Origin of the sequence: Bradyrhizobium sp. AZCC 1721 (genome assembly GCF_036924715.1) — a bacterium.
Taxonomy (GTDB): Bacteria; Pseudomonadota; Alphaproteobacteria; order Rhizobiales; family Xanthobacteraceae; genus Bradyrhizobium.
In genome coordinates this window covers 5810116-5831119 of record NZ_JAZHSB010000001.1, presented here as the reverse complement: position 1 = coordinate 5831119, position 21004 = coordinate 5810116, and the positions used below count along the sequence as shown (strand labels likewise).

Sequence of the window (21004 nt, the reverse complement as noted above, 5' to 3'; positions counted from 1 at the left end):
CAGTACGCGCCGCGGCCTGTTCGTTAATCATCACCGCCTCTGGAATACTGGATTACCCCGCCTTCGCGGGTAATGACGTCAATACAATGTCGTTTACCTCACTCCTTCCCAGCGAATTCCGTCGGCGTTTTGCCGGTAACCTGCCGGAAAGCATGGGAAAACGCCGGCACGCTGGCGTAGCCCAAATCCGAGGCAAGCTGCTTGACGGAGACGCCGGCGTCCGTCGACAGCCTCTCGATCGCCGCTGCAATCCGGGCGCGCTGGCACCAGCTCTTGAAGCTCAATTGCGTATCCGACGAGAACAGCCGCGACAGCGTCCGCACCGAGGTGCCGACCTCGCGCGCCAGCGTTTCGATCTCATGGTCGCCGGTTGGGTCCGCGAGCACGATGTCGGCGGCGCGCCGGCAGCGCAGCTCGCGCGGCAGCGGGATGAACGTCGCTGAATCTTCGGCCTGGTCGAGCTCCATCATGGCCAGTCGCAGCAGAAGCTCGGTTCGCTCGCGGTCGCCGCGATCGTCGAACAAAGCCAGGATGGTCTGATGCAGCAGCGGCGACACCCGCACCACGAATTCCGCATCCAGGCTGTGGCTGCGCACTTCGCGCTGCAGCCAGTCGAGTTCGAAATAGAGCGTACGCATCTCGATATCGGCGAGCACGTCGATCGCATGCTCCGATAGCGCGGGCACCCACACCGCACGGTCCGGCGGTACCAGCCAGCGGCCCTTTGGCGTCGTCACCTGCATGGTGCCCTTCGCCGCATAGACGAGCTGCGCCTCGCGGTGCATGTGGGTGTCGAGCCGGACGCCCTTCCGGTAGCTGTTCGCAATCATGTGGATGCCGTCACCGGTCGAGATGCGGCGCCCGATAATGGCGGCAATTGGCTTTTCGGCGATATTCATTGGCGACATCCCGTCAGGACAACCCCGTATAACCTATTTCGAAAAATTGCGGGATTCGGGAATCGACCATGAACAGCCCAAGGAACAGCGCAAGCCGGGTGATCACTTTCGTCAACGCCGCCCACTTCATCGACCATTATTCGATGCTGATCTTCGCCGCCGCCGTCATCATCATGGGCCCGGCGCTCGGCATGGCCTATTCGGAGCTGTTGCCTTACGCCACCCCGGGCTTCGTCGCCTTCGGCGCCGGCTCGCTGGTCACCGGCTGGCTCGGCGACCGCTGGAGCCGGCGCCACATGATGGTGATCTTCTTCTCTGGGATCGGCGCGTCGATGATCGCCGTCGGCTTCGTGCAAACGCCCTTACAACTCGGCGCGGCACTGCTGGCGATCGGCCTGTTCGCCTCGATCTATCATCCGGTCGGCACCGCGATGATCGTGTCCTATGCCGACAAACTCGGCCGTGAAATGGGCCTGAACGGCGTCTGGGGCAATCTAGGCGTGGCGTCCTCGGCGCTGGTCACCGGCGTGATCGGGCAGTATCTCGGCTGGCGCTGGGCCTTCATCGGGCCGGGAATCGTCACAATCCTGATCGGCGCGGCCTTTGCGCTGATGGTAGTGCACGAGGACCGAACCGGCACCAGGCAGGCCGCAGCGCAGGCGCGGGTTGCGAAAGAAGACATGTGGCGGGTGTTTTTGGCGCTTTTGATCGTGGTGATCGCGATATCCACGACCTTTAACGCCATCACCGTGGCGATGCCGAAACTGTTCGCCGAGCGGTTGGCCGGCCTGACCAACAGTCCGGCCCTGCTCGGGGTGATCGCGGCCGGCGTCTATGTGTTCGGCGCGATGACGCAATATACCATAGGCAAGCTGATCGACCATTATTCGTTGAAGGCCGTGATGCTGCCGCTGTCGTTCCTGCTGGCGCCGTTCATGTACTTCGCGGCGACGCTGTCGAACCTGCCGCTGATCATCGCGTCCATCGGCATCGTGATGGGTGCGTTCGGGCAGGTCACCGTCAACGACGCCATGGTCGGAAAGTACACCACCGAGGAGTGGCGCTCGCGCGCCTACTCGGTGCGCTACTTCGTCGGCTTCACTGCGGCCGGCGCCTCGGTCGGCCTGGTGGCGTGGCTCTACGAAAAGGGCGGCTTCGTCACCATGCTGCAGGCGTTCGGCGCGCTGTGCCTTTTGGTGATCGTGGCGGCGATCATCCTGCCGCAGGAGATCAAGGTACCGGCCGCGCAAACCGCGCCGTGACATCACTAATCAATTGATCATGCACCCTTTCCGTCATGGAAGGCGGGCACGAGGCCGGCATGACGAACGGAGGTGCTGGCCCCTGCGACCCGCGACGATTTGTTGCGGCGCAATAGCTCCGCTGTGCGGCCGTGAACTCAAACAGAACACTTGACCATCGCCACCCTCCTTGTGTGAGGTGAGCGCATGACCCGAATCCGGCTTTTCCTGTTCATCATTGCGATATTTATACCTTCGCTGGCGACGGCGCAGACCATGAAATTCGAGGAGGCCGCGGCCATGTTGGCCGCGAGCTGCGGCAAGGACATCGATGACAATTGCCGCGGCGTCAATCTCGATGCGACGCGCCTGAAGGAGTGCCTGGGCCGCAATCAGGATGTGGTGTCGGCGAAGTGCAAGACCGATTATCCCCAGGCCCTCGGCGCCATCCAGCAGCGCATTACCGCGCGCACCTCGCTTGTGAGACTGTGCAATTGGGAATTGAACCGCTTCTGCGGCGAGGTTCGGACCGATCCTGTCAAGGGTCTGCAATGCCTGCTGGAATCCACCCAGAAGGCGACCCCGAACTGCAACAAGGCGATCAGCGCCGCGGGGTATCGCTGATGCTTGGCGGAGAAAAGCTGTGCGGCATCGGTCTCGCGCTGGGCGCCATGGCTGCCTTTGCCCTGCCGATAACGGCGAGCCGGGCGCAAACCGCCATGTCGAGCGGGGACATCATTGAGAAGCTTGCCGTCGAAGCCGAGTCGGATATCGACTTGGCTGCGTTGCGCCAGCAGGCTGCCGACCGCATCAAGGCAAGAGCGGATGCGCAGCCGCAGAAGCGCCCGCCGATCGCGCCGCAACTGACGAAGCTGCCGCAAATCCGTGTCGACGTCGTGTTCGACCAGGATTCCTCCCTGATCCGGCCGGCCTCCTATCAGACCATCGGCAGCATCGCGGACGCGCTCACAGATCCGAAGACGCGGCCCTACCGCTATCTGATCGTCGATCATGTCGAATCCGCCGGAAGGCGCGACCACAATCTGATCCTGAGCCAGCGGCGCGCCGAATCGATCCGCGACGTTCTGGTGAACACCTTCAAGGTGTCGCCGAAACGGCTTCAGGCGCTTGGTTTAGGCGAGGAACAGTTGCAGGATGTCAATCGTCCGGCGTCATCAGCCAATGCGCGCGTCCAGATCATGGCGATCGGCAAGTTCGAAACGGCCGAGCCGGCAACACCGGCTGCGGCTCCAAAAGGTGCGGCTGCGGCAAAAAAGAAGCGCTGATCATCGGTGAAGGGGTGAGCGCGACGCCAGCCGCCGGCTGGGAAAGGAGCACCCGATGTTCAATCAACTCTCGCCGGCAACGGCCGGTCTCTTGCTGGGATTGACGGTGATGATGACGATGCCCGCTACAGCCGATGCCTTGAAGGATGAGATTGCGCCGACCGGCAAGCTGCGGGTGGCGATCGCGATCAGTCCGGCCGGCGGCGCGTTCTGGTCGACCAGGACAGAGACCGGTTATGCCGGCGTGCCGGTCGATCTCGGCAAGGCGATGGCGGAGCAACTCGGCGTCCCCGTCGAATATGTCGCGCACAACAATTCCGGGCAGATCGTCGATGCGGCGTCGAAGGGCGCCTGGGACATCACCTTCCTGCCGAAGGATCCGGAACGTGAGGGCAGGATGTCGTTCGGACCGATCTATGAGGTGTCGGATGCGACCTACATCGTCAAGCCTGGCTCGACAGTCACGAATTTCGCGACACTCGATCAACCCGGGATCAAGGTCGCGGCGGTCAATAACACGACCACGATGCGCGGCGCGTTCGCGCATTTGAAGAACGCTGAGGTCACGGGCTACCAGACCTATGACGAAATCTTCGGCCTGCTCAAGAATGGCGAGATCGATGCGTTCGCGCTGTCGCGCGATCAGCTCAACGCGATGGCAAAGAGGATTCCGGGCACGCGCGTGCTGGATGAAACCTTCAAGCAGACCGTGACGGCGGTGGCGGTGCCGCCCAATCATCCGCTGTCGCTGGCGTTTGCGGTAAAGTTCCTGAACGAAGCGATCTCCAACGGCACGCTGCGCAAGGCCTACGACAATAACGGCCTGCAAGATCGGCCGATCCGGACGCAGACGAAGTAGAAGCTTGCTCCGCTGTCGTCCCTGCGAACGCAGGGACCCATAGCCACAGGATTGAGTTGTTGGAAGATGCAGGGGCGCCAGCGTTCGCAAAACTTTGTCCTGTGGCTATGGGTCCCGGATCGGCGCTCGCCGTGCTCGCTTGTCCGGGACGACAGCGAGTTTGCGGATTCAGCGCCGTGCTACGCGCGCTTCGGCACGACGAGGCGCTGCACAGCAGGCGCTAACATATGTGCAACTGCACAAATACAAGGCAGCAGTTCCTCTCCGGGCACCGCGCGATAGGGCCATAACCACGTAGAAATACGCGCCTTTTTGAGCCTGCGGCTCGATTTCGGGTTGGCACATCGATTGCTTAATCCTGTCTCAGTCAATGACGACTGCCGTCCGTTCGGATTGCCAAGGCCAGCGTTGGCTGAAGGCGTTGGGATCAAGCGGCCTCGCGTGAGGCGCTTCGAGCAGTCTTCGGGACCACCTCACGATAGCTCGCGCATCCTCCGTTCCTGATCGGGCGTGACCTGCGTCGTTCTGTGCCGTTCAAAGGCGGCGCGGGATCTGTCGCGCACGAGGACGGCAAGATTTTTCATTCAATCGGTGCACGGCTGCGCAGCATCCGGCGCGCTTCAACGTTGTCTCGAAAGGGGAACTGGAATGGCCTATCTCGCGCCTTCGGAATTCGTGACCAAGATGGTCGACGCCGGAGAATCCAAGATCTTCATGTCGACGCGCGATACGGTCATCCGCGCCTACATGGCCGGAGCGATCCTTGCGCTTGCCGCGGCGTTTGCGATCACCATCAACGTGCAGACCGGCGTGCCGATCGTCGGCGCCGCGCTGTTTCCGGTCGGCTTCTGCATGCTGTATCTGCTCGGCTTCGACCTGCTCACCGGCGTGTTCGTGCTGGCGCCGTTGGCGCTGATCGACAAGCGCCCTGGCGTGACGCTCGGCGGCGTGCTGCGCAACTGGGGCCTCGTCTTCATCGGCAATTTTGCCGGCGCCTTCACGGTCGCCGTGATGATGGCGATCGTGTTCACCTTCGGCTGGTCGCAGCCGCCGGACAAGGTCGGACAGGTGATCGGCACGATCGGCGAGAGCCGCACCGTCGGCTATGCCAACCATGGCGCGGCCGGCATGCTGACGCTGTTCATCCGCGGCATGCTCTGCAACTGGATGGTCTCGGCCGGCGTCGTCGGCGCGATGATTTCCACCCACGTCAGCGGCAAGGTGATCGCGATGTGGATGCCGATCATGCTGTTCTTCTTCATGACCTTCGAGCATTCCATCGTGAACATGTTCCTGTTCCCGTCGGGCCTGCTGCTCGGCGGCAAGTTCACCTGGTGGGACTACATCGTCTGGAACGAGATCCCGACCGTGGTCGGCAACCTCGTTGGTGGTCTCGCTTTCACCGGGCTGACACTTTACGCCACTCACGTGAAGACCGGCCCGTCGCGTAGCGCGTCGGCTGCGGCATCTTCGCGGCCGTCCTCGCGCATTGCCGCTTGATCTTAAGACGAGGATGGGCCTCTCCTCGTAACGGGAGAGGCCCATTGTCGTGAAAGCCGGGAATGCCGCGCGAGCTGAAAATATCGGTCGGACAATTTTCCGATAAGGGCCTCAAGGAAACCAACCAGGATTTCCATGGCGTCCTGATCCCGGACGAGCCGCTGCTCAGCCTCAAGGGCATTTCCATCGTGCTGGCCGACGGCATCAGCACGAGCAAGGTCAGCCGGGTCGCCGCGGAATCGGCGGTCAAGGGGTTTTTGACCGACTATTACTGCACCTCGGAATCCTGGTCGGTGCGCACCTCGGCGCAGCGCGTGCTGGAGGCAACCAATTCCTGGCTGCATTCGCAGACGCGCAGCCAGTATGCCTATGACAAGGACCGCGGTTACGTCTGTACGCTCTCCGCCATGGTCATCAAGTCGACCACGGCGCATCTCTTTCATATCGGCGATTCCCGCATCTATCGTCTCTCCGGCAACACGCTGGAGCAACTGACCAACGACCACCGCATCGTCATCTCGTCGCAGCAGAGCTATCTTGGCCGGGCGCTCGGCGTAAATCCGCAAATCGAGATCGACTACCAGATGCTGCGGCTCGAGCCGGGCGACGTCTTTGTTCTCGCGACCGACGGCGTCTACGAGCATCTTAGCGCCCGTCGCATGGCAAAGGCGGTGAACGAAGGCGGCGCCGATCTCGATGCGGCCGCGAAGGGGATTGTCGACCAGGCCTTTGAAGCTGGCAGCAAGGACAATCTCACCGTCCAGATCGTCCGCGTCGATGAGGTGCCCGACGGCGCCGCCAGCGAAGTGTTCGCGCAGCCGCATGAACTGCCGCTGCCGCCGCTTCTGGAGGCGCGCACCGTGTTCGACGGCTACCGGATCGTCCGCGAACTGCACGGCTCCAGCCGCAGCCATATCTATCTCGCCGTCGACATTGAAACCGACGCGGTGGTCACCATCAAGATTCCGTCGATCGACTTGCGCGACGATCCCGCTTACCTGAAGCGGTTCATGATGGAGGAGTGGGTGGCGCGGCGGATCGACAGCCCGCATGTGCTGAAACCCTGCCTGCTGCAGCGCAAGCGCAACTTCCTCTATGTCGCGACCGAGTACATCGACGGTCAGACGCTGACGCAATGGATGATCGACAATCCGAAGCCGAGCCTGGAGACCGTGCGCGGCATCGTCGAGCAGATCGCCAAGGGCTTGCGCGCCTTCCACCGCAAGGAGATGCTGCACCAGGACGTCAGGCCCGACAACATCATGATCGATGCTACGGGCACCGTGAAGATCATAGATTTCGGTTCGACGAAAATCACTGGTGTCGTCGAGGGCGAGCCCTCCGGCATCCGCAATGACATTCTCGGCACCCAGCAATACACCGCCCCCGAATATTTCCTCGGCGAGCCGGCGACGACGCGCTCGGACCTGTTTTCACTCGGCGTCATCACCTACCAGATGCTGACCGGAAAACTGCCCTACGGCGCGCAGATCGCAAAGGCGCGGACCAGGTCGCAATTCAACAAGCTGGTCTACCGCCCGGCGTCGCATGGCGACCGCGAGTTGCCGCAATGGATCGACGGCACGCTGGAAAAGGCGGTGCACTCCAATCCCTACAAGCGTTACGACAGTTTTTCGGAATTCTTGTTCGACCTGCGCCATCCCAATGCCAACTATCTCTCGACGTCACGGACGCCGCTGATCGAGCGCAATCCGCTCTTGTTCTGGAAGAGCACGACGGTCGTGCTGGCGCTCGCCGTGATCGTGCTGCTCGCCATGCAGCACGGTGGGCATCGGTAGGGCGCCCCGTCCGCGTCTGGCTTTTCGTGGGGGCGCAAACCTACTTTGCATGGGGTTGTTTTCGCGATTTTGTGTCCAGGCCCTGCGGGGCTTTAGTTCGTCGCGCCCGCCGGAATCGGGTCCATGCCACTCTTGACGATCTCGGGGCGCGCGGCGGGTGAGGCGAGGAACTTGATCAGCGCCTTGCCGGCGTCGGGCTCCTTCGAGACGCTGGCGATCCCTGCGGAAAACACCGTGATCTTCTGCAGCTCGTCCGGCAGCGGGCCGACGATCTCGATGCCTTCCACGGGCTTCAATTCGCTCATCTGTTGGAAGCCGATCTCAGCCTCGCCATGGGCGACGATTTCACCGACCGGGGTTGCCGGAATTTTTCGCGCCTTGCCCTGCATGGCTTCTTTGATGCCAAGCTTGTCGAACATCTCGGTCGAGACGTAGACGCCGCTGGCGCTGTCGGAATAGGCGACCGTCTTCACCGCAAGCAGCGCGCGCTTGAGCGCATCCGCCGTAGAGATGTCCGGCTTCGGCGTGCCTGACTTGACGGCAACCCCGATCGGCGACTTGACGAGATCGACTTTGGTGCCGGCAGTCACCTTGCCTTTCTTGGCGAGATCGTCGAGTGCATAACCGACCATGATGAGGACGTCCGCCGGTTCGCCTCGCTCCAGCCGTACCGGGATAGCATTCGTGGTCGTACCCATCGATGGCCCGTAGGCCGTCAGTACCTTGTGGCCGGTGCTGCGCTCGAATTCCGGAACTAGCGCCTTGTAGGCGGCCGACAGTCCGCCCGAGATCATCACGTGCACCTCGGCAGCCGTGGCTGTGACGGACAGCAGGAGTGCGCTGAGAGTGGCGAGCGCGAGTGTGCGAAGTGTTTTTGAAAGCCGCATCATGAAATCCTCCTGGGACGACTCTTGAGCGGTCGACCTTGGCAAATGCTAGCGCGCGAGAGGGAGGACGGCTAGACCCGCCACTCCGTCATTGCGAGCGAACCGAAGCAATCCATCTCTCGGCGCACGAGGAGCCAATGGATTGCTTCGTCGCTTTGCTCCTCGCAATGACGTGGAGAGAGCGGTGCGCCAGCCCTCACGAATTCAGATGCACAAAGTCCCGCAGCAGCGGATAGATCTCGTTGTTCCAGCGCTTGCCGGAGAACACGCCGTAGTGGCCGACGCCGGCCTGCATGTGGTGCACCTTGCGATAGGCGCGCACGCCGGTGCAGAGGTCTTGTGCCGCCAGCGTCTGGCCGATCGAACAGATATCGTCCTTTTCGCCCTCGACCGTCATCAGGCCCATGCGCCTGATCGCGGCCGGGCTGACCGGCCGGCCGCGATGCATCAGTTTGCCCTGCGGCAACAGATGCTCCTGAAACACGTCGCGAACAGTCTCGATATAGAATTCGGCGGGCAGGTCCATGACCGCAAAATATTCGTCGTAGAAGGTCTTGATGATCGCGGCCTTTTCCTTTTCGCCCCTGGCGAGATGATTGGCGAGGTCGATGTGCTGCTTGATGTGGCGCTCCAAATTCATCGATACGAAGGCGGTGAGCTGCACGAAGCCGGGATAGACTTTTCGGAACGCGCCCTTGCACTGCACCGGCACGTAATTGATCAGGTTCTTTTCAAACCAGTTGATCGGCTTGCTCCTGGCGAATTCATTGACCTTGGTCGGCAGGATCCGCGTGTCGATCGGCCCGGCCATCAGGGTCAGAGTCGCTGGGCGGGCGGGGTGATTATCCTCCGACATCACGGCAGCCGCAGCCAGCGCCGAGACCGACGGCTGGCAGATCGCCACCAAGTGCGCACGCGGACCGATCTTGTCCAGGAAGGTGATCAGGTGATCGGTGTAATCCTCGAGCCCGAACCGGCCGACACGAAGCGGAATGTCGCGCGGATTGTGCCAGTCGGTGATGTAGACGTCGTGGTCCTGCAGCAGTGTCTTCACGGTACCGCGCAATAGCGTCGCGAAATGGCCGGACATCGGCGCCACCAGCAACAGCCGCGGCTGCTCCGGCGCAAGCTCCTTCTTGAAGTGCAGCAGCGAGCCGAATGGGGTGGCGAAGGTGACTTCCTCGGTTACCTCCAGCTCCTGATTGCCGACCAGTACCCTGTCGATGCCATAGGCTGGCCGGTGATAAGTGAGGGAGGAGCGCGAGATCAGTTCGAGCGAAGCGGCCAGCCGGCCGAACAATTTGTCGGAGACGCCCTGCGGCACCAGGTTGAGATATCTGAGTGCCGCTGCCGCCCCGGTCCGCCATGGCGACGTCAGGTCCATGTGGTTCTGATAGGCTTGGTACATCATTGACATCATTCACATCAGCCCCTGTCCCATAACGCCATGCAATATCGACGCCACAGCGGGCCCGGCCGCCTCTAAAACTGGCACGTGGTTTGCTGCGCAAATGCCCAGCGCACAGGCATTGGGCGGCGCCGCGGTCGGCCGCCCTTGCCCGGCAAAGCCGTTTTGGGGATTCGAGGGAAGGCCATATGGCGACGACGACACTGACCATCTCCAGCAAGAATTATTCGTCCTGGTCGCTGCGCGGCTGGCTGCTCGCGAAATTCTCAGGTCTCGAATTCGAGGAGGTCATCACCGCTCCCGACGATGCCTCGGCGCGGGCCGAAATCCTGCTGCTGTCGTCGTCGATCCTGGTGCCGTGCCTGCGCCACGACGGCGCCACCATCTGGGATACGCTGGCGATCGCGGAATACCTCAACGAGGCCATGCCCGGCGCTGGCCTGCTGCCGGCCGACCGGATCCGGCGCGCCCATTGCCGCTCGATCTGCGGTGAAATCCATTCCGGCTTCACCACCCTGCGTGCCTCGCTGCCGGTCAACCTGAAGGGCTATTTCCCCGGCTTCAAGATCTGGTCGCGCGCGCAGGCCGATATCGACCGGGTCTGCACCATCTGGCGCGAATGCCTTGCGGAATCAGGCGGGCCGTTCCTGTTCGGCGAGCGCACCATGGCGGACGCCATGTACGCGCCCGTCGTGACCCGTTTCATGACTTATGACGTCCAGCTCGAGCCCGTCCTCGCTGCCTACGCCAGTACCATCATGGCGATGCCAGAGATGCAGGAATGGATCGAGGCCGCCAAGGCCGAGCCGGCTGATATCGAGGAACTCGAGGTCGAATATTAGGCAGGCCTGGCGCGGCATGCCCGTTTGGACGGCTCAGGCAACGGGCAGGCTTGCTCAAGCCGGTATCGGTCGTGATCTGTGTGCGGCCGACCCGTTCGCCATTTTTTCGCACGCTGCCGAAACCGGATTTCTGCCTCCGGCCAAGCGGTTCGCTACACCGATGCCGGCGACCGCTGCATTGCAGCGCGACTGGCGTGGATTTCGCATAGCAACATGCAGCCGTGAACGCGACGATGCGACGCTGCCGAAAATTTGGACGCCTTGCCTCGCGGTCTCGCGAACAAAAACCGTGGAGGTTTCCATGAACCAGCAGGCCATCGTCAGTAAATTCTCGCACGTCAAACCCGGCGATACCGAGTTCAAGGGCGGAGGTCTGCGCGACTTCTTCCTGTACCGCGATCTCGGCATTGCCGATGCCACCGGCGGGCAGGTGATTTGCCACCTGGTCAAGGCCAACCCCGACTTGCCGCCTGAAGAGGGCACCGGCTGGCACAAGCACGAATGCGAATTCCAGATCGTGATCATGACCAAGGGCTGGGCGCGCTTCATGTATGAGGACAAGTCGACCCTGGTGCAGGCCGGCGATGTCGTGCATCAGCGGCCGGGCATCACGCATTACCTGTACGATTACTCGAAGGACATGGAGTACCTCGAGATCGTCAGCCCCGCCGACTTCAAGACCGTCGACGTCCCTCCTGCGATCGACAAGGTGCCGCCGCCCACGCCGTGGAGCTGACCGCCATGTCATCCGCCGAGGAATTAACCTTTGTCGTCGGCCGCTGGCTGCGACCGATTGCTGTGGTGCTTTATGTGGTGCGCCGGCTGGGATGGCGCCCGACATCTAGCCGTGAACAGGAGCGTACGGCACCAAATCAGTGATTCGGGCGCGGTTCGTTCCGTAGCTGTTCCGAACCTTAAAGTTCCGCGCGCATCCGTCGCATTTTGACGCAATCTGCGACGGCTCAGGGCCTTTCCGCGGCGTTTTCAGATCTCGGCCGCGGCAGTCGCCAACCGACCACGGTGGCCTCGACCATGCCGCCGGTCCTGTCATTGCGCCATTGACCGTCGATCCATCGGCAGGCGAACGGCAGTTGATAGGTTCCGCTGTGATCCTCGCAAAGAACTTCCACCGGCAGGTTCGGCGGCGGCTCCCCGTTGCCGTCGAACTGCGCCAGTCGTTTTTCACGCGTTGCCATCAATCAATCTCCACTGCCGCAGCCGGCAAACACACCGGTTTGAGGTGCGGCGAAATCCATCCACTGTTAACGGGATGAAGCACAACGCCTGAATGAGGTATCAGTATGGTATCTCTGGGGACGGGGCCCTGCTTCGCGCAAATTGCCGTGATAGACGTTCCCCTGCGTGAGATGCTTGTGGAACGAGGATTTTGATGATTGCTCCGACGCCCAGGATCATGATCGTCGCCATCGCGCTGCTGATGGCTTTGTTGCCGGCGAGCGTCCACGCGCAGGACGTTCCCGGCATCGAGATCTGCACCGTCGAAAAAACCATGGAGCGGCGCACCTCTTGCCTGCAGAGCAATGTCGACTTCCTGCAGAAGACGATCACAAAACTCACCACCGACCATCAGCAGAAAACTGATGCCGCCAACCGGCAGATCGAGGCGCTGAAGAACGCGGTCATCGGCTTGCAAAAGCTGGTCGGCGAGTTGCAGGCGGCGCAGAACAAGGCGGCGGAGGATGCGAAGAAGACCGCTGCGCCCACGGCGAAGGATTCAGCGCCTGCTGCGAAGGATGCGGCGACGCCGAAAGACGGCGCGAAGTAGGGGGCTGCCCCGCGGATTACGCCACGCGGTATTGCTCCATGATGGCCTTGTCCGGTTCGTAACCGAGACCCGGCCCCTGCGGCACCTCCACATTGCCATTGGCATCGACGTCGATGCGGCCGTGCCACAAGCAGGCGGCGCGTCTCATGGAGAACACCTCGATAAAGCTCGCGTCGTCGCGCAGCGACATCAATTGCAGCGTCGCCAGGAAGCCCGGGCCGAAATACGGCGAATGCGGTGCAAGCCTGACGCCGAATTTGTCGGCCAAGACGGCCACCTTCAGATATTCGGTGATGCCGCCGACCTTGATGACGGAGGGTTGCGCATGGCTCACCGCGCCCGCCTTCAGCATCTGCCTGAATTGATGAACCGTGCAGGCATTCTCTCCGGCTGCAACGTTGAGCCCGCCCTTGCTTCGCACCTCGGCCAGCGTTGCAAAATCTTCCGGCGGCCAGACCGGCTCTTCAAGGAACAGCGGCGCGGCGTCGCGGCAGGAATGCGCGAAGGCGATCGCCTCCTCGCCATTCAGTGGACAGTTCAAATCGACCATCAGCGGAATGCCGGCGCCGATCGCCTGCCGCGCGGCATATACCGCAGGCGTTGTGGTCTCATGCAGCTTGATCGCCTTGTAGCCCTGCCGCAGCGCGGTCTCGCATTCGCTTGCGATCAGCTCGGGCTTTCCGATCCGCAGCAGGCTCGCATACGCAGGAATCCGCGTGCGCTTGGCTTCGCCGATCAGGCGGTACAACGGCACGCCCTTGACCTTTGCCGCGAGGTCCCACAGCGCAATATCCAACGCTGAGATCGCAAACATGGTGATGCCATAGCGGCCGAACAGATGCAGGTTGCGCTGGATCTGTTCCATGAGGGCGGGAATGCCGGCCGCATCTGGGACTTCCTGTCCCCGTGCTTGCGGCGCAATCATTTCCTCGATGGCGGCGTAGCTGGTTCGCGGGCAGACATAGGCAAAGGCATCGCCCCAGCCTGTGATGCCGGAGTCGGTCGAAACTTCCACCATGACGATTTCCAGCGCCGAGATGGCGGATGCGCCCTGCTTGAAGCTCGCGACACCGGCGTCATAGGGAATACGGATATGGTGCGCCCGGACATTGGTAATCAGCATGGTACCTCCGAAAGCGTTCCCTACCTTGTCAGTGGCACGATCGAAGAGCAAGGACTGTCAAATGAAGCGCGGCGGAACCGCCGATAATGCCAACGCTTCGCATGAGAGCTGTCTGTCATGAATCCAGCCCAGAAGGCGCTCTGGTACATCGAAAGTCATCTCGCCGAGCCGCTGACGCTCGATGAGATCGCGGGCATTGCTGGCGTCTCGCGCTTCCATCTGGTGCGGGCGTTTGCCGCCGCGATTGGCCTTTCGGTGATGCGTTATGTGCGTGCCCGCAGGCTGACCAAGGCGGCGCAGGCGCTGGCCGCCGGCGCGCCCGACATTCTAAGCCTCGCGCTGGATGCGGACTACAGCTCTCACGAAGCTTTCACCCGCGCGTTCCGCGACCATTTCGGCATCACGCCCGAAGCGGTCCGCGCCGCAACGTGCCTTGATCATCTCAAGCTTCAGGAGCCAATCATGATGGATTCAACTCTGCTCGATACTCTCAAGCCGCCGCGTTTCGAAACTTCCAAGCCGTTGCTCATCGCCGGCATCAGCGAACGCTGCACGCATGAGAACGGCGGCGCCGGCATTCCGAACCAGTGGGAGCAATTTCACCAGAAAGTCGACGACATCCCGAACCGGGTCGGCAAGGTGGCCTACGGCGTCTGCTGCAATGGCGATGATTCCGGCTTCGACTACATCGCCGGCGTCGAAGTCGCCGACTTCTCCGATCTGCCGCGCGAGTTCGCCCGTGTGCGGATTCCGGAGCAGAAGTATGCGGTGTTCACCCACTCAGAGCACATCTCGACCATCCGCCGCACCGTCAACACGATCTGGAATCACTGGCTGCCGGCATCCGGCATGAAGGCGGCAGATGCGCCGAGCTTCGAGCGCTACGACGAGAATTTCGATCCCGCCACCGGCAATGGCGGGCTGGAGATCTGGGTGCCGGTCAAGGAGTAGCGTCTCCGCAATGCTGCCCTGCGCCGCTTCATTGCCCGTGATTGCTTGGCAAGCCAAACCGACTTTGCCATAACTGCCGCGACGAATTGTTGCGCGTGCGGGGCCGAGCCAGAAATCCGCCTGCAGCCAAAAGCAAGCCGGGAGGATTCATGGCCGATATCCGCGTTCTCGCCACCGATCTGGAGTTTCCGGAAGGCCCGGTTGTCATGCCGGACGGATCGGTGGTGCTGGTCGAAATCCGCGGCAAGCGGCTGACGCGGGTTTATCCTGATGGGCGCAAGGAGGTCGTCGCGCAAATTCCCGGTGGCCCCAATGGCGCAGCGCTCGGCCCCGACGGCAAGATGTACATCTGCAACAATGGCGGCTTTAGCTGGATTCCCACGGGCAAGATGATCATGCCGGGGCCGCAGCCCGATGATTATCAGGGCGGCTCGATCCAGCGCGTGGATCTGCAGAGCGGCAAGATCGAGACCGTCGTCACCAAATGCGGTGAGCACGCCCTGCGGGGCCCCAACGACCTCGTGTTCGACAAGCACGGCGGCCTCTGGTTCTCCGATCTCGGCAAGCGCCGCGCCCGCGAGATGGATGTCGGGGCGTTCTACTACATCAAGCCGGGCATGACGGAGGTCGTGGAGGTCGTGCACGGCGTGCTGCCCGCCAACGGCATCGGCCTGTCGCCGGACGAGAAGACAGTGTACATCGCGGAGACGCCGACCGCGCGGTTGTGGGCCTATGAGATATCCGAGCCCGGCACCATCAAGCCGCGCGACGTGATCTACCGCGGCGAGCGCGGCAAGCCGATCGCGGGGCTCGGTGGCTACCAGATGTTTGACTCGATGGCGGTGGAGGCAAGTGGCAATGTCTGCGTGGCGACGCTGGTGTCGGGCTGCATCTCGGTGATCGCGCCTGACGGCACGCTGGTCGAGCAGGTGCCGACCGGCGACCGCGTCACCACCAATATCGCATTCGGCGGGCCGGAGTTGAAGACGGCGTACATCACACTGTCGGGGAGGGGCGAGTTGATTGCGATGGACTGGGCGCGGCCGGGACTGGCGCTGAATTTCTTGAACAAGTGACGATTGCGCCACGAGGGGATAGATGGATTGCTTCGTCGCTGCTGCTCCTCGCAATGACGGCGGAGAGAGCGGAGTAATAGAATGGCCTTTCTTGAACCGGTAACCCTTCGCGGCGAGCACGCGCGGCTGGAGCCGTTGTCGCACGATCACATCGACGGCCTGGTGGAAGCGGTGAGGGACGGCGAGCTGTGGAAGCTCTGGTACACCGCCATTCCGACCGCCGAAAACATGAAAAAAGAAATCGATCGCCGGCTCGGCCTGTTCGCGGCGGGATCGATGCTGCCGTTCACGGTGTTTGATGCCGAGGGCAAGATTGCAGGCATGACGACCTATATGAACGTCGATGCCGCCAACCGCCGCGTCGAAATCGGCTCGACCTGGTACGCCAAGCGCGTGCAGCGCAGCGCGCTCAATACGCAGTGCAAATTGCTGCTGCTGACGCACGCGTTCGAGAAGTTGAATTGCATTGCCGTGGAGTTCCGTACCCATTTCTTCAATCACCAGAGCCGGCGCGGCATCGAGCGCCTGGGCGCCAAGCTGGACGGCATCCTGCGCAGCCATCAGATCGCGCCGAACGGGACATTGCGCGACACCGTGGTTTACAGCATCATTGCCAGCGAATGGCCGACGGTGAAGGCGCATCTCAATTATCAACTCAACGATAAGCCGCGGTAACTAAGCCGCGCCAGAAAAGAGACGATGGAAACGTTCGATTATGTGATTATCGGCGCGGGCTCCGCTGGAAGCGTGCTCGCCAACCGGCTCAGCGAAGATTCTTCCAGCCGCGTCTGCGTGCTCGAAGCGGGTGGCAAGGACTGGCATCCCTACATCCATCTGCCCGCCGGCTTCATCAAGACGTTCCACATGAAGAGCGTCAACTGGGCCTATCAGCAGGAACCGGGGCCATGGACCGGCGGGCGCAGCATCTACGCGCCGCGCGGCAAGACGCTGGGCGGCTCGTCGTCGATCAACGGCCATATCTACAACCGCGGCCAGCGCCAGGATTTCGATACCTGGGCGCAGCTAGGCAACCGCGGCTGGGGCTATCCGGACATACTGCCCTATTTCAAGCGGCTGGAGTGCCGCGTCGGCGAATGCGACGAGACCTATCGCGGCCGCGAAGGCAGTCTTATCGTCACCACCATGGATTGGCAGGATCCGCTGTGCGAGGCCTTCATGGAAGGTGCCGTCAGCCTCGGGATCCCCAAAAATCCCGATTACAACGGCGCGATCCAGGAGGGCGTCTCCTACTGCCAGCGCACCATCCAGAACGGTCTGCGCATGAGCGCCGCCAAGGCGTTTTTGCATCCGGCGCGGAAGCGGCCGAATGTCGATGTGCGGACGCATGCGCATGTCACCAACCTCATTTTCGAGGGCAAGCGCGCGGTCGGCGTGCGTTATCTCCGGGGCGGCAAGGGAGGCACGCCCGTCGAGGTGCGCGCCAACAAGGAAGTCATTCTTTCCGGCGGCGCCTATAACTCGCCGCAGGTGCTGCAATTGTCCGGCGTCGGCTCGCCCGAACTACTGCAATCGCACGGGATCGAGGTTCGTCACGCGCTGCTGGGCGTCGGTGAAGGCCTGCAGGATCATTACGCGCCGCGCTCGGTCGCGCGCGTCAAGAACATCAGGACCATCAACGAACTCCGGCGCGGCTTGAGCCTCTGGGTCGAGGCGCTGAAATGGGCGACGACGCGGCGCGGGTTGCTGTCGCTGTCGCCGACCATGGTCTATTGCTTCTGGCACTCGGGCGAGACCACCGAAAGCTCCGACCTGCAGCTCACCTTTACGCCGGCGAGCTACAAGGAAGGCGTGCAGGGCCAGCTCGAGGACGAGCCCGGCATGACGGTTGCCTCATGGCAGCAGCGCCCGGAGAGCCGCGGCTATGTCCGCATCCGCTCCGCCGATCCGTTCGCGCCGCCGATCATCCAGACCAATTATCTGGTGGAAGAGATCGACCGCCGCGTCGTCGTCGCCGGCATGAAACTGGCGCGCCGGCTGCTCGCGTCCAAGCCGCTCGCGCCATACTACGCCTATGAGGATTTCCCCGGACCCAAGGTGCAGAGCGACGACGAATTCCTGGCGGCCGCCACCGAGCGCGGCACGACCACATTCCACCCCGGCTGCACCTGCCGCATGGGACCGGCGGATGCCAAATGGGCCGTGGTCGACGACCAGTTGCGTGTGCACGGACTGCAGGGCCTGCGCGTGGTCGATGCATCGATCATGCCGCGCATGATCTCGGCCAATCTCAATGCCTCGACGCTGATGATCGCCGACAAGGCCTCCGACATGATCCGCGGCAAGACCGCGCTGGAAGCCGTCAGATTCCCGGTGTCGGCCTAGCATTGGCACGAGGAGCATGGCGTTCGCGATCAAGGCCGAGGTTTCCGATCTGCGGCCGAAGACGTTCGCGTTGACAGCGCAAAAGACCATGTATGGCGGCAAGCATATCGCCGAAGGCGACACGGTTTTCGTGTTCGCGAGCGAGAACGAGGGCGGGCAGGGCCTTATCGCGCGCGGCGTTGTGGTTTCGGCTGAAGCGATCGCCAGGAAGCGCGGCATCACCAGGCAAACACCGCGCGTGAGCGTCACCATCCGACGCACCGCGCTCGCGAAGCGGCCGCTGGGGCGGAGCGAGCTCAAGCATTTCACCGACTGGAATGACGGCCAACCCGGGACCGAGCTCAATTTCAAGTTCTATCGTCAGGCAACGAATAAGATCGCCGGCATCTCGGATGAAGCGGCGGCGTTCCTCGACGAATTCTTCTAGGGGCGTGGACTCACAAAGGCGCAGATTTTCGCTTCGGACGGAGAGGCGGAAATCTTACGATCAGTTAGAGGATTGCCGCTCGTGACCCGGAGAAGACATTTCACCTCGGAGCGAGCCTTTATCAGCAACGGAAACCTCGCCGCTTGTCGATGCGTTGGCATGCTGTTGTCTTGATTGTCAACAGCAAGAGGGCATCTATGTCGATAGGCACACGCCGAGCCCAATTAATAGGCGCATTCGGCGCCATCTATCTATTATGGGGGGGAACATATCTAGCAATCGCGCTAGGCTTGCAGTCAATCCCTCCTTTGCTTCTGATTGGAGCGCGCTCCATTCTTGGTGGCGCTGTATTGCTTGGCTTCTCGCAATTGAGGAGATTGACTCCACGATCGCGGGAAGATTGGTGGCACGCTGCAATCAGTGGCGCGCTCCTCTTCATCGGATGTCACGGGACCCTCGCATATGCCCAGCGTTATGTCCCTTCGGGGTTATCGGCCATCTTTTTGGCGACGATTCCGTTCTGGATCGTGCTTGTCAACGTATCAACTGGTCAAAGCGAAGCTTTAAGAAGACTCTTAGCGCTTGTGCCCGGCTTGGCCGGCGTTGCAGTAATCGCATGGAATGAAACATCGAATACGCACAATTCGCTGCCGATCGGTGTGATTCTTTTGCTTCTGGTATCCTCTCTGTCCTGGGCACTCGGCAGCGTGTACGTGCAAAGGCGCGCAGCCCATATTCCGCCCCATGATCTTGCTGGCATGCAGCTTATCTGCGGTAGCGTCGGCCTGTTGATGCTGAGTCATTTGGTCGGCGAATGGATCGACTTCTCGCCGCGCCAGGTCTCAATCGTATCACTCGGCGGTATGCTCTATCTGGCGCTCCTCGGTAGCGTCGTCGGGAACACAGCCTACCTGTGGCTGCTCGATCGCATGTCCGCCCCGGTTGTCGCCACTTACACCTTCGTCAATCCAGTCGTCGCGCTCATGCTAGGAGCATGGATCCTTGGCGAACGTATTACGATGCTGAGCTTAACGGGCGCGGCGTTAGTGATCAGCTCTGTTGCGGCGCTTCTCTACTTTTCTAGTGCCGATGAGCGGACTTGACAGCGATCCACTGCGGATCGACGACAAAACTTGGCGCGACAAGGGGTGCTGAGGCCTCATTAACTGTCCGCTCCTGGCCCATCGCCGGCATGACGATCACGATGGGCAACGTCTGCTCTCGCGGGCAGAACGGAAGTCCGGAGATGGGCTGTAGGTTCAGCTAATGACCCCCAACTGGACACGCCGATCCGTCCGATTGGTGTGTGCTTCCCGGGGGTAGACCGGACATGGCGAAGTAAACCGCCACTTCCGCCCAACGGACAATAGCCTGAAATTTTCGAACCCAGTCGGCTCCGCTAGCGTTCGAAAATTACTAGCGCGCAACAAATCCCGCACCTCGTGCGCATAAAACATTGACGCGCCGAATTTTCTCTGCGTTTAGATCGTGACATTCGTCGCGGGTGAAATTGCCTGCACTCTTGAGGACCGCAATGCGTAACGCGCGCACACACATCGCAGAGACTGCCGTCCGCGTCCGGCCGCTTATTCGGCTGGCCGATTGGTCGTGCATGTCCGTGATGACGTGGGGCCCGAACTTTCAGCTCGAAGCGGGGCTGATCCGCAAAGCAAGAGTGTAACTCTCGGCGCAGGGCCGCTCCCTCCGCCGAACCGGCAGGAGGGCAAGATGAACGCCCGCAACGACGTCAAAAGACCATCCAATCAGAGCTTGGGAGCGAGGCCTTTGCTGGCAGCGGCTCAACGGCGATTTGCCGCGCGGGTTGATTTTCTCGTGGCTCGCTGGCTCGAGCGCTGCGCCACAAAACCCGAGGCCGCACAACGGTTGTTGAGGACCGATCGGAAGCCCACACGTGAGTTCGGGATGGGCGTGAGCCCTGTCGTTTCATCTCCACGTTGGGATGAGTCCCCATGACGGGGGCAGGCGGCGACGTGGAGATAGCTTCAAGGCATGGAGAGAGGCTGCCCACATGGCAGCCTCCGTTACTCTATTGCCGATCACCTCCGGACTTCCGAGTTTGCCCAAAGCCGAACAACGTAGGCCCGTTGTCAATATCGCCTTGGCGTCGCCATCGGATGGATTGGCGCGACAATGGCGTTCGGCTATCGCACCATCGACCCAATAGGGTCGAGGTTCCAACATGTCTCATATATGCCGCACTGTAGACCTATCCCTCGAACGTGTCTGATCTGCCGCACTGTCGACGTATTCCGACGCTCATGCTCACGGCGGGTCTGAGGAGAACGCCGCAGCAGTTTGCTGCCTTGTTTCTTCTAACCTGGAGGAAAAGTACCGTGATGAAGACTGTGATTGTTGTCGGTGCAACGCTTGCCGTGGTGACTGCCGCTGGTGCTGCCGACATTCCGCGCCGACAGCCCGTCTATCAGACGGCCCAAGTCGGAAAGATGCCGATTGGCAAGACCCCAATCGGGAAGACCCCAATCGGCAAGACGCCTGTCGCGCCGCCGCGGCCCTATGCGCGGTATTGATTTAAGGTCTCGCGGAATCTGACCTTTA

22 protein-coding genes are annotated in these 21004 nt (G+C 61.7%); 17 read left to right on the top strand and 5 right to left on the bottom strand.

Features of this window, described 5'->3' with window-relative positions; genetic code table 11:
* Window positions 1-98 precede the first annotated feature (98 nt).
* Entirely contained in the window at window positions 99-899 is an 801-nt protein-coding gene (locus V1273_RS27935; protein WP_334411555.1) for an AraC family transcriptional regulator, read from the bottom strand.
* A gap of 68 nt (window positions 900-967) precedes the next feature.
* On the opposite strand from V1273_RS27935, the gene V1273_RS27930 reads away from it, so the two are divergent.
* The 6 genes from V1273_RS27930 to V1273_RS27905 all read left to right on the top strand — a co-directional run bounded on the left by V1273_RS27930 (window position 968) and on the right by V1273_RS27905 (window position 7584).
* Window positions 968-2161: an MFS transporter gene (locus V1273_RS27930; RefSeq protein WP_334411554.1), complete on the top strand. Its 1194-nt coding sequence runs from the start codon at window positions 968-970 to the stop codon at window positions 2159-2161.
* Window positions 2162-2347: 186 nt separating this feature from the next.
* Entirely contained in the window at window positions 2348-2764 is a 417-nt protein-coding gene (locus V1273_RS27925) for a hypothetical protein (RefSeq protein ID WP_334411553.1), read from the top strand.
* A complete protein-coding gene (locus tag V1273_RS27920) occupies window positions 2764-3426 on the top strand; it encodes an OmpA family protein (RefSeq protein ID WP_334364550.1) in 663 nt (220 codons plus the stop codon). The genes V1273_RS27925 and V1273_RS27920 overlap by 1 nt, the downstream gene beginning before the upstream one ends.
* A gap of 112 nt (window positions 3427-3538) precedes the next feature.
* Window positions 3539-4285: a transporter substrate-binding domain-containing protein gene (locus V1273_RS27915; protein ID WP_334412276.1), complete on the top strand. Its 747-nt coding sequence runs from the start codon at window positions 3539-3541 to the stop codon at window positions 4283-4285.
* 648 nt (window positions 4286-4933) lie between these two features.
* Window positions 4934-5785 carry a formate/nitrite transporter family protein gene (locus V1273_RS27910; RefSeq protein WP_065744419.1) on the top strand — a complete coding sequence of 284 codons (852 nt, stop codon included), beginning with the start codon at window positions 4934-4936 and terminating at the stop codon, window positions 5783-5785.
* A gap of 62 nt (window positions 5786-5847) precedes the next feature.
* The gene (locus V1273_RS27905; RefSeq protein WP_334411552.1) at window positions 5848-7584 is read left to right on the top strand and encodes a bifunctional protein-serine/threonine kinase/phosphatase; all 1737 of its coding nucleotides are present in this window, start codon (window positions 5848-5850) and stop codon (window positions 7582-7584) included.
* A gap of 92 nt (window positions 7585-7676) precedes the next feature.
* Here V1273_RS27905 and V1273_RS27900 read toward each other — a convergent pair whose 3' ends face one another.
* Together V1273_RS27900 and V1273_RS27895 are read right to left on the bottom strand one after the other, a co-directional pair.
* The gene (locus V1273_RS27900; protein ID WP_334384153.1) at window positions 7677-8471 is read right to left on the bottom strand and encodes a substrate-binding domain-containing protein; all 795 of its coding nucleotides are present in this window, start codon (window positions 8469-8471) and stop codon (window positions 7677-7679) included.
* Between the two features lie 196 nt (window positions 8472-8667).
* Window positions 8668-9891 (bottom strand): polyhydroxyalkanoate depolymerase, encoded by a 1224-nt coding sequence (locus tag V1273_RS27895; RefSeq protein ID WP_334411551.1) that lies wholly within the window; start codon window positions 9889-9891, stop codon window positions 8668-8670.
* A gap of 176 nt (window positions 9892-10067) precedes the next feature.
* Here V1273_RS27895 and V1273_RS27890 point away from each other — a divergent pair, with 176 nt between their 5' ends.
* The 3 genes from V1273_RS27890 to V1273_RS27880 all read left to right on the top strand — a co-directional run bounded on the left by V1273_RS27890 (window position 10068) and on the right by V1273_RS27880 (window position 11600).
* On the top strand, window positions 10068-10721 hold the full coding sequence (locus V1273_RS27890; protein ID WP_334411550.1) for a glutathione S-transferase family protein: 654 nt from the start codon (window positions 10068-10070) through the stop codon (window positions 10719-10721).
* Window positions 10722-11022: 301 nt separating this feature from the next.
* Window positions 11023-11457, top strand: a complete 435-nt coding sequence (locus V1273_RS27885) for a cupin domain-containing protein (protein WP_334364546.1) — start codon at window positions 11023-11025, stop codon at window positions 11455-11457.
* Between the two features lie 5 nt (window positions 11458-11462).
* Complete coding sequence (locus tag V1273_RS27880; protein ID WP_334364545.1) at window positions 11463-11600, top strand: hypothetical protein; 138 nt, start codon at window positions 11463-11465, stop codon at window positions 11598-11600.
* Between the two features lie 83 nt (window positions 11601-11683).
* Here V1273_RS27880 and V1273_RS27875 read toward each other — a convergent pair whose 3' ends face one another.
* Window positions 11684-11917 (bottom strand): hypothetical protein, encoded by a 234-nt coding sequence (locus tag V1273_RS27875; protein WP_334364544.1) that lies wholly within the window; start codon window positions 11915-11917, stop codon window positions 11684-11686.
* Window positions 11918-12111: 194 nt separating this feature from the next.
* Between V1273_RS27875 and V1273_RS27870 the strand changes: the two genes are divergently transcribed.
* Window positions 12112-12507 (top strand): hypothetical protein, encoded by a 396-nt coding sequence (locus V1273_RS27870; RefSeq protein ID WP_442894115.1) that lies wholly within the window; start codon window positions 12112-12114, stop codon window positions 12505-12507.
* A gap of 16 nt (window positions 12508-12523) precedes the next feature.
* Here V1273_RS27870 and V1273_RS27865 read toward each other — a convergent pair whose 3' ends face one another.
* Window positions 12524-13630, bottom strand: a complete 1107-nt coding sequence (locus V1273_RS27865) for a mandelate racemase/muconate lactonizing enzyme family protein (RefSeq protein ID WP_334411549.1) — start codon at window positions 13628-13630, stop codon at window positions 12524-12526.
* A 117-nt stretch (window positions 13631-13747) separates the two neighbouring features.
* Here V1273_RS27865 and V1273_RS27860 point away from each other — a divergent pair, with 117 nt between their 5' ends.
* The 7 genes from V1273_RS27860 (at window position 13748) to V1273_RS27830 (ending at window position 20976) form a co-directional block, all read left to right on the top strand.
* Window positions 13748-14581 carry an AraC family transcriptional regulator gene (locus V1273_RS27860; protein WP_334411548.1) on the top strand — a complete coding sequence of 278 codons (834 nt, stop codon included), beginning with the start codon at window positions 13748-13750 and terminating at the stop codon, window positions 14579-14581.
* A 149-nt stretch (window positions 14582-14730) separates the two neighbouring features.
* The gene (locus V1273_RS27855; protein WP_334380751.1) at window positions 14731-15657 is read left to right on the top strand and encodes an SMP-30/gluconolactonase/LRE family protein; all 927 of its coding nucleotides are present in this window, start codon (window positions 14731-14733) and stop codon (window positions 15655-15657) included.
* A gap of 81 nt (window positions 15658-15738) precedes the next feature.
* The gene (locus V1273_RS27850) at window positions 15739-16332 is read left to right on the top strand and encodes a GNAT family N-acetyltransferase (protein WP_334380752.1); all 594 of its coding nucleotides are present in this window, start codon (window positions 15739-15741) and stop codon (window positions 16330-16332) included.
* A gap of 24 nt (window positions 16333-16356) precedes the next feature.
* A complete protein-coding gene (locus tag V1273_RS27845; protein WP_334380753.1) occupies window positions 16357-18000 on the top strand; it encodes a GMC family oxidoreductase in 1644 nt (547 codons plus the stop codon).
* 16 nt (window positions 18001-18016) lie between these two features.
* Complete coding sequence (locus V1273_RS27840) at window positions 18017-18427, top strand: hypothetical protein (protein WP_334411547.1); 411 nt, start codon at window positions 18017-18019, stop codon at window positions 18425-18427.
* A gap of 197 nt (window positions 18428-18624) precedes the next feature.
* On the top strand, window positions 18625-19530 hold the full coding sequence (locus V1273_RS27835) for an EamA family transporter (RefSeq protein WP_334380755.1): 906 nt from the start codon (window positions 18625-18627) through the stop codon (window positions 19528-19530).
* Window positions 19531-20784: 1254 nt separating this feature from the next.
* The gene (locus V1273_RS27830) at window positions 20785-20976 is read left to right on the top strand and encodes a hypothetical protein (RefSeq protein ID WP_334364537.1); all 192 of its coding nucleotides are present in this window, start codon (window positions 20785-20787) and stop codon (window positions 20974-20976) included.
* Window positions 20977-21004 lie beyond the last annotated feature (28 nt).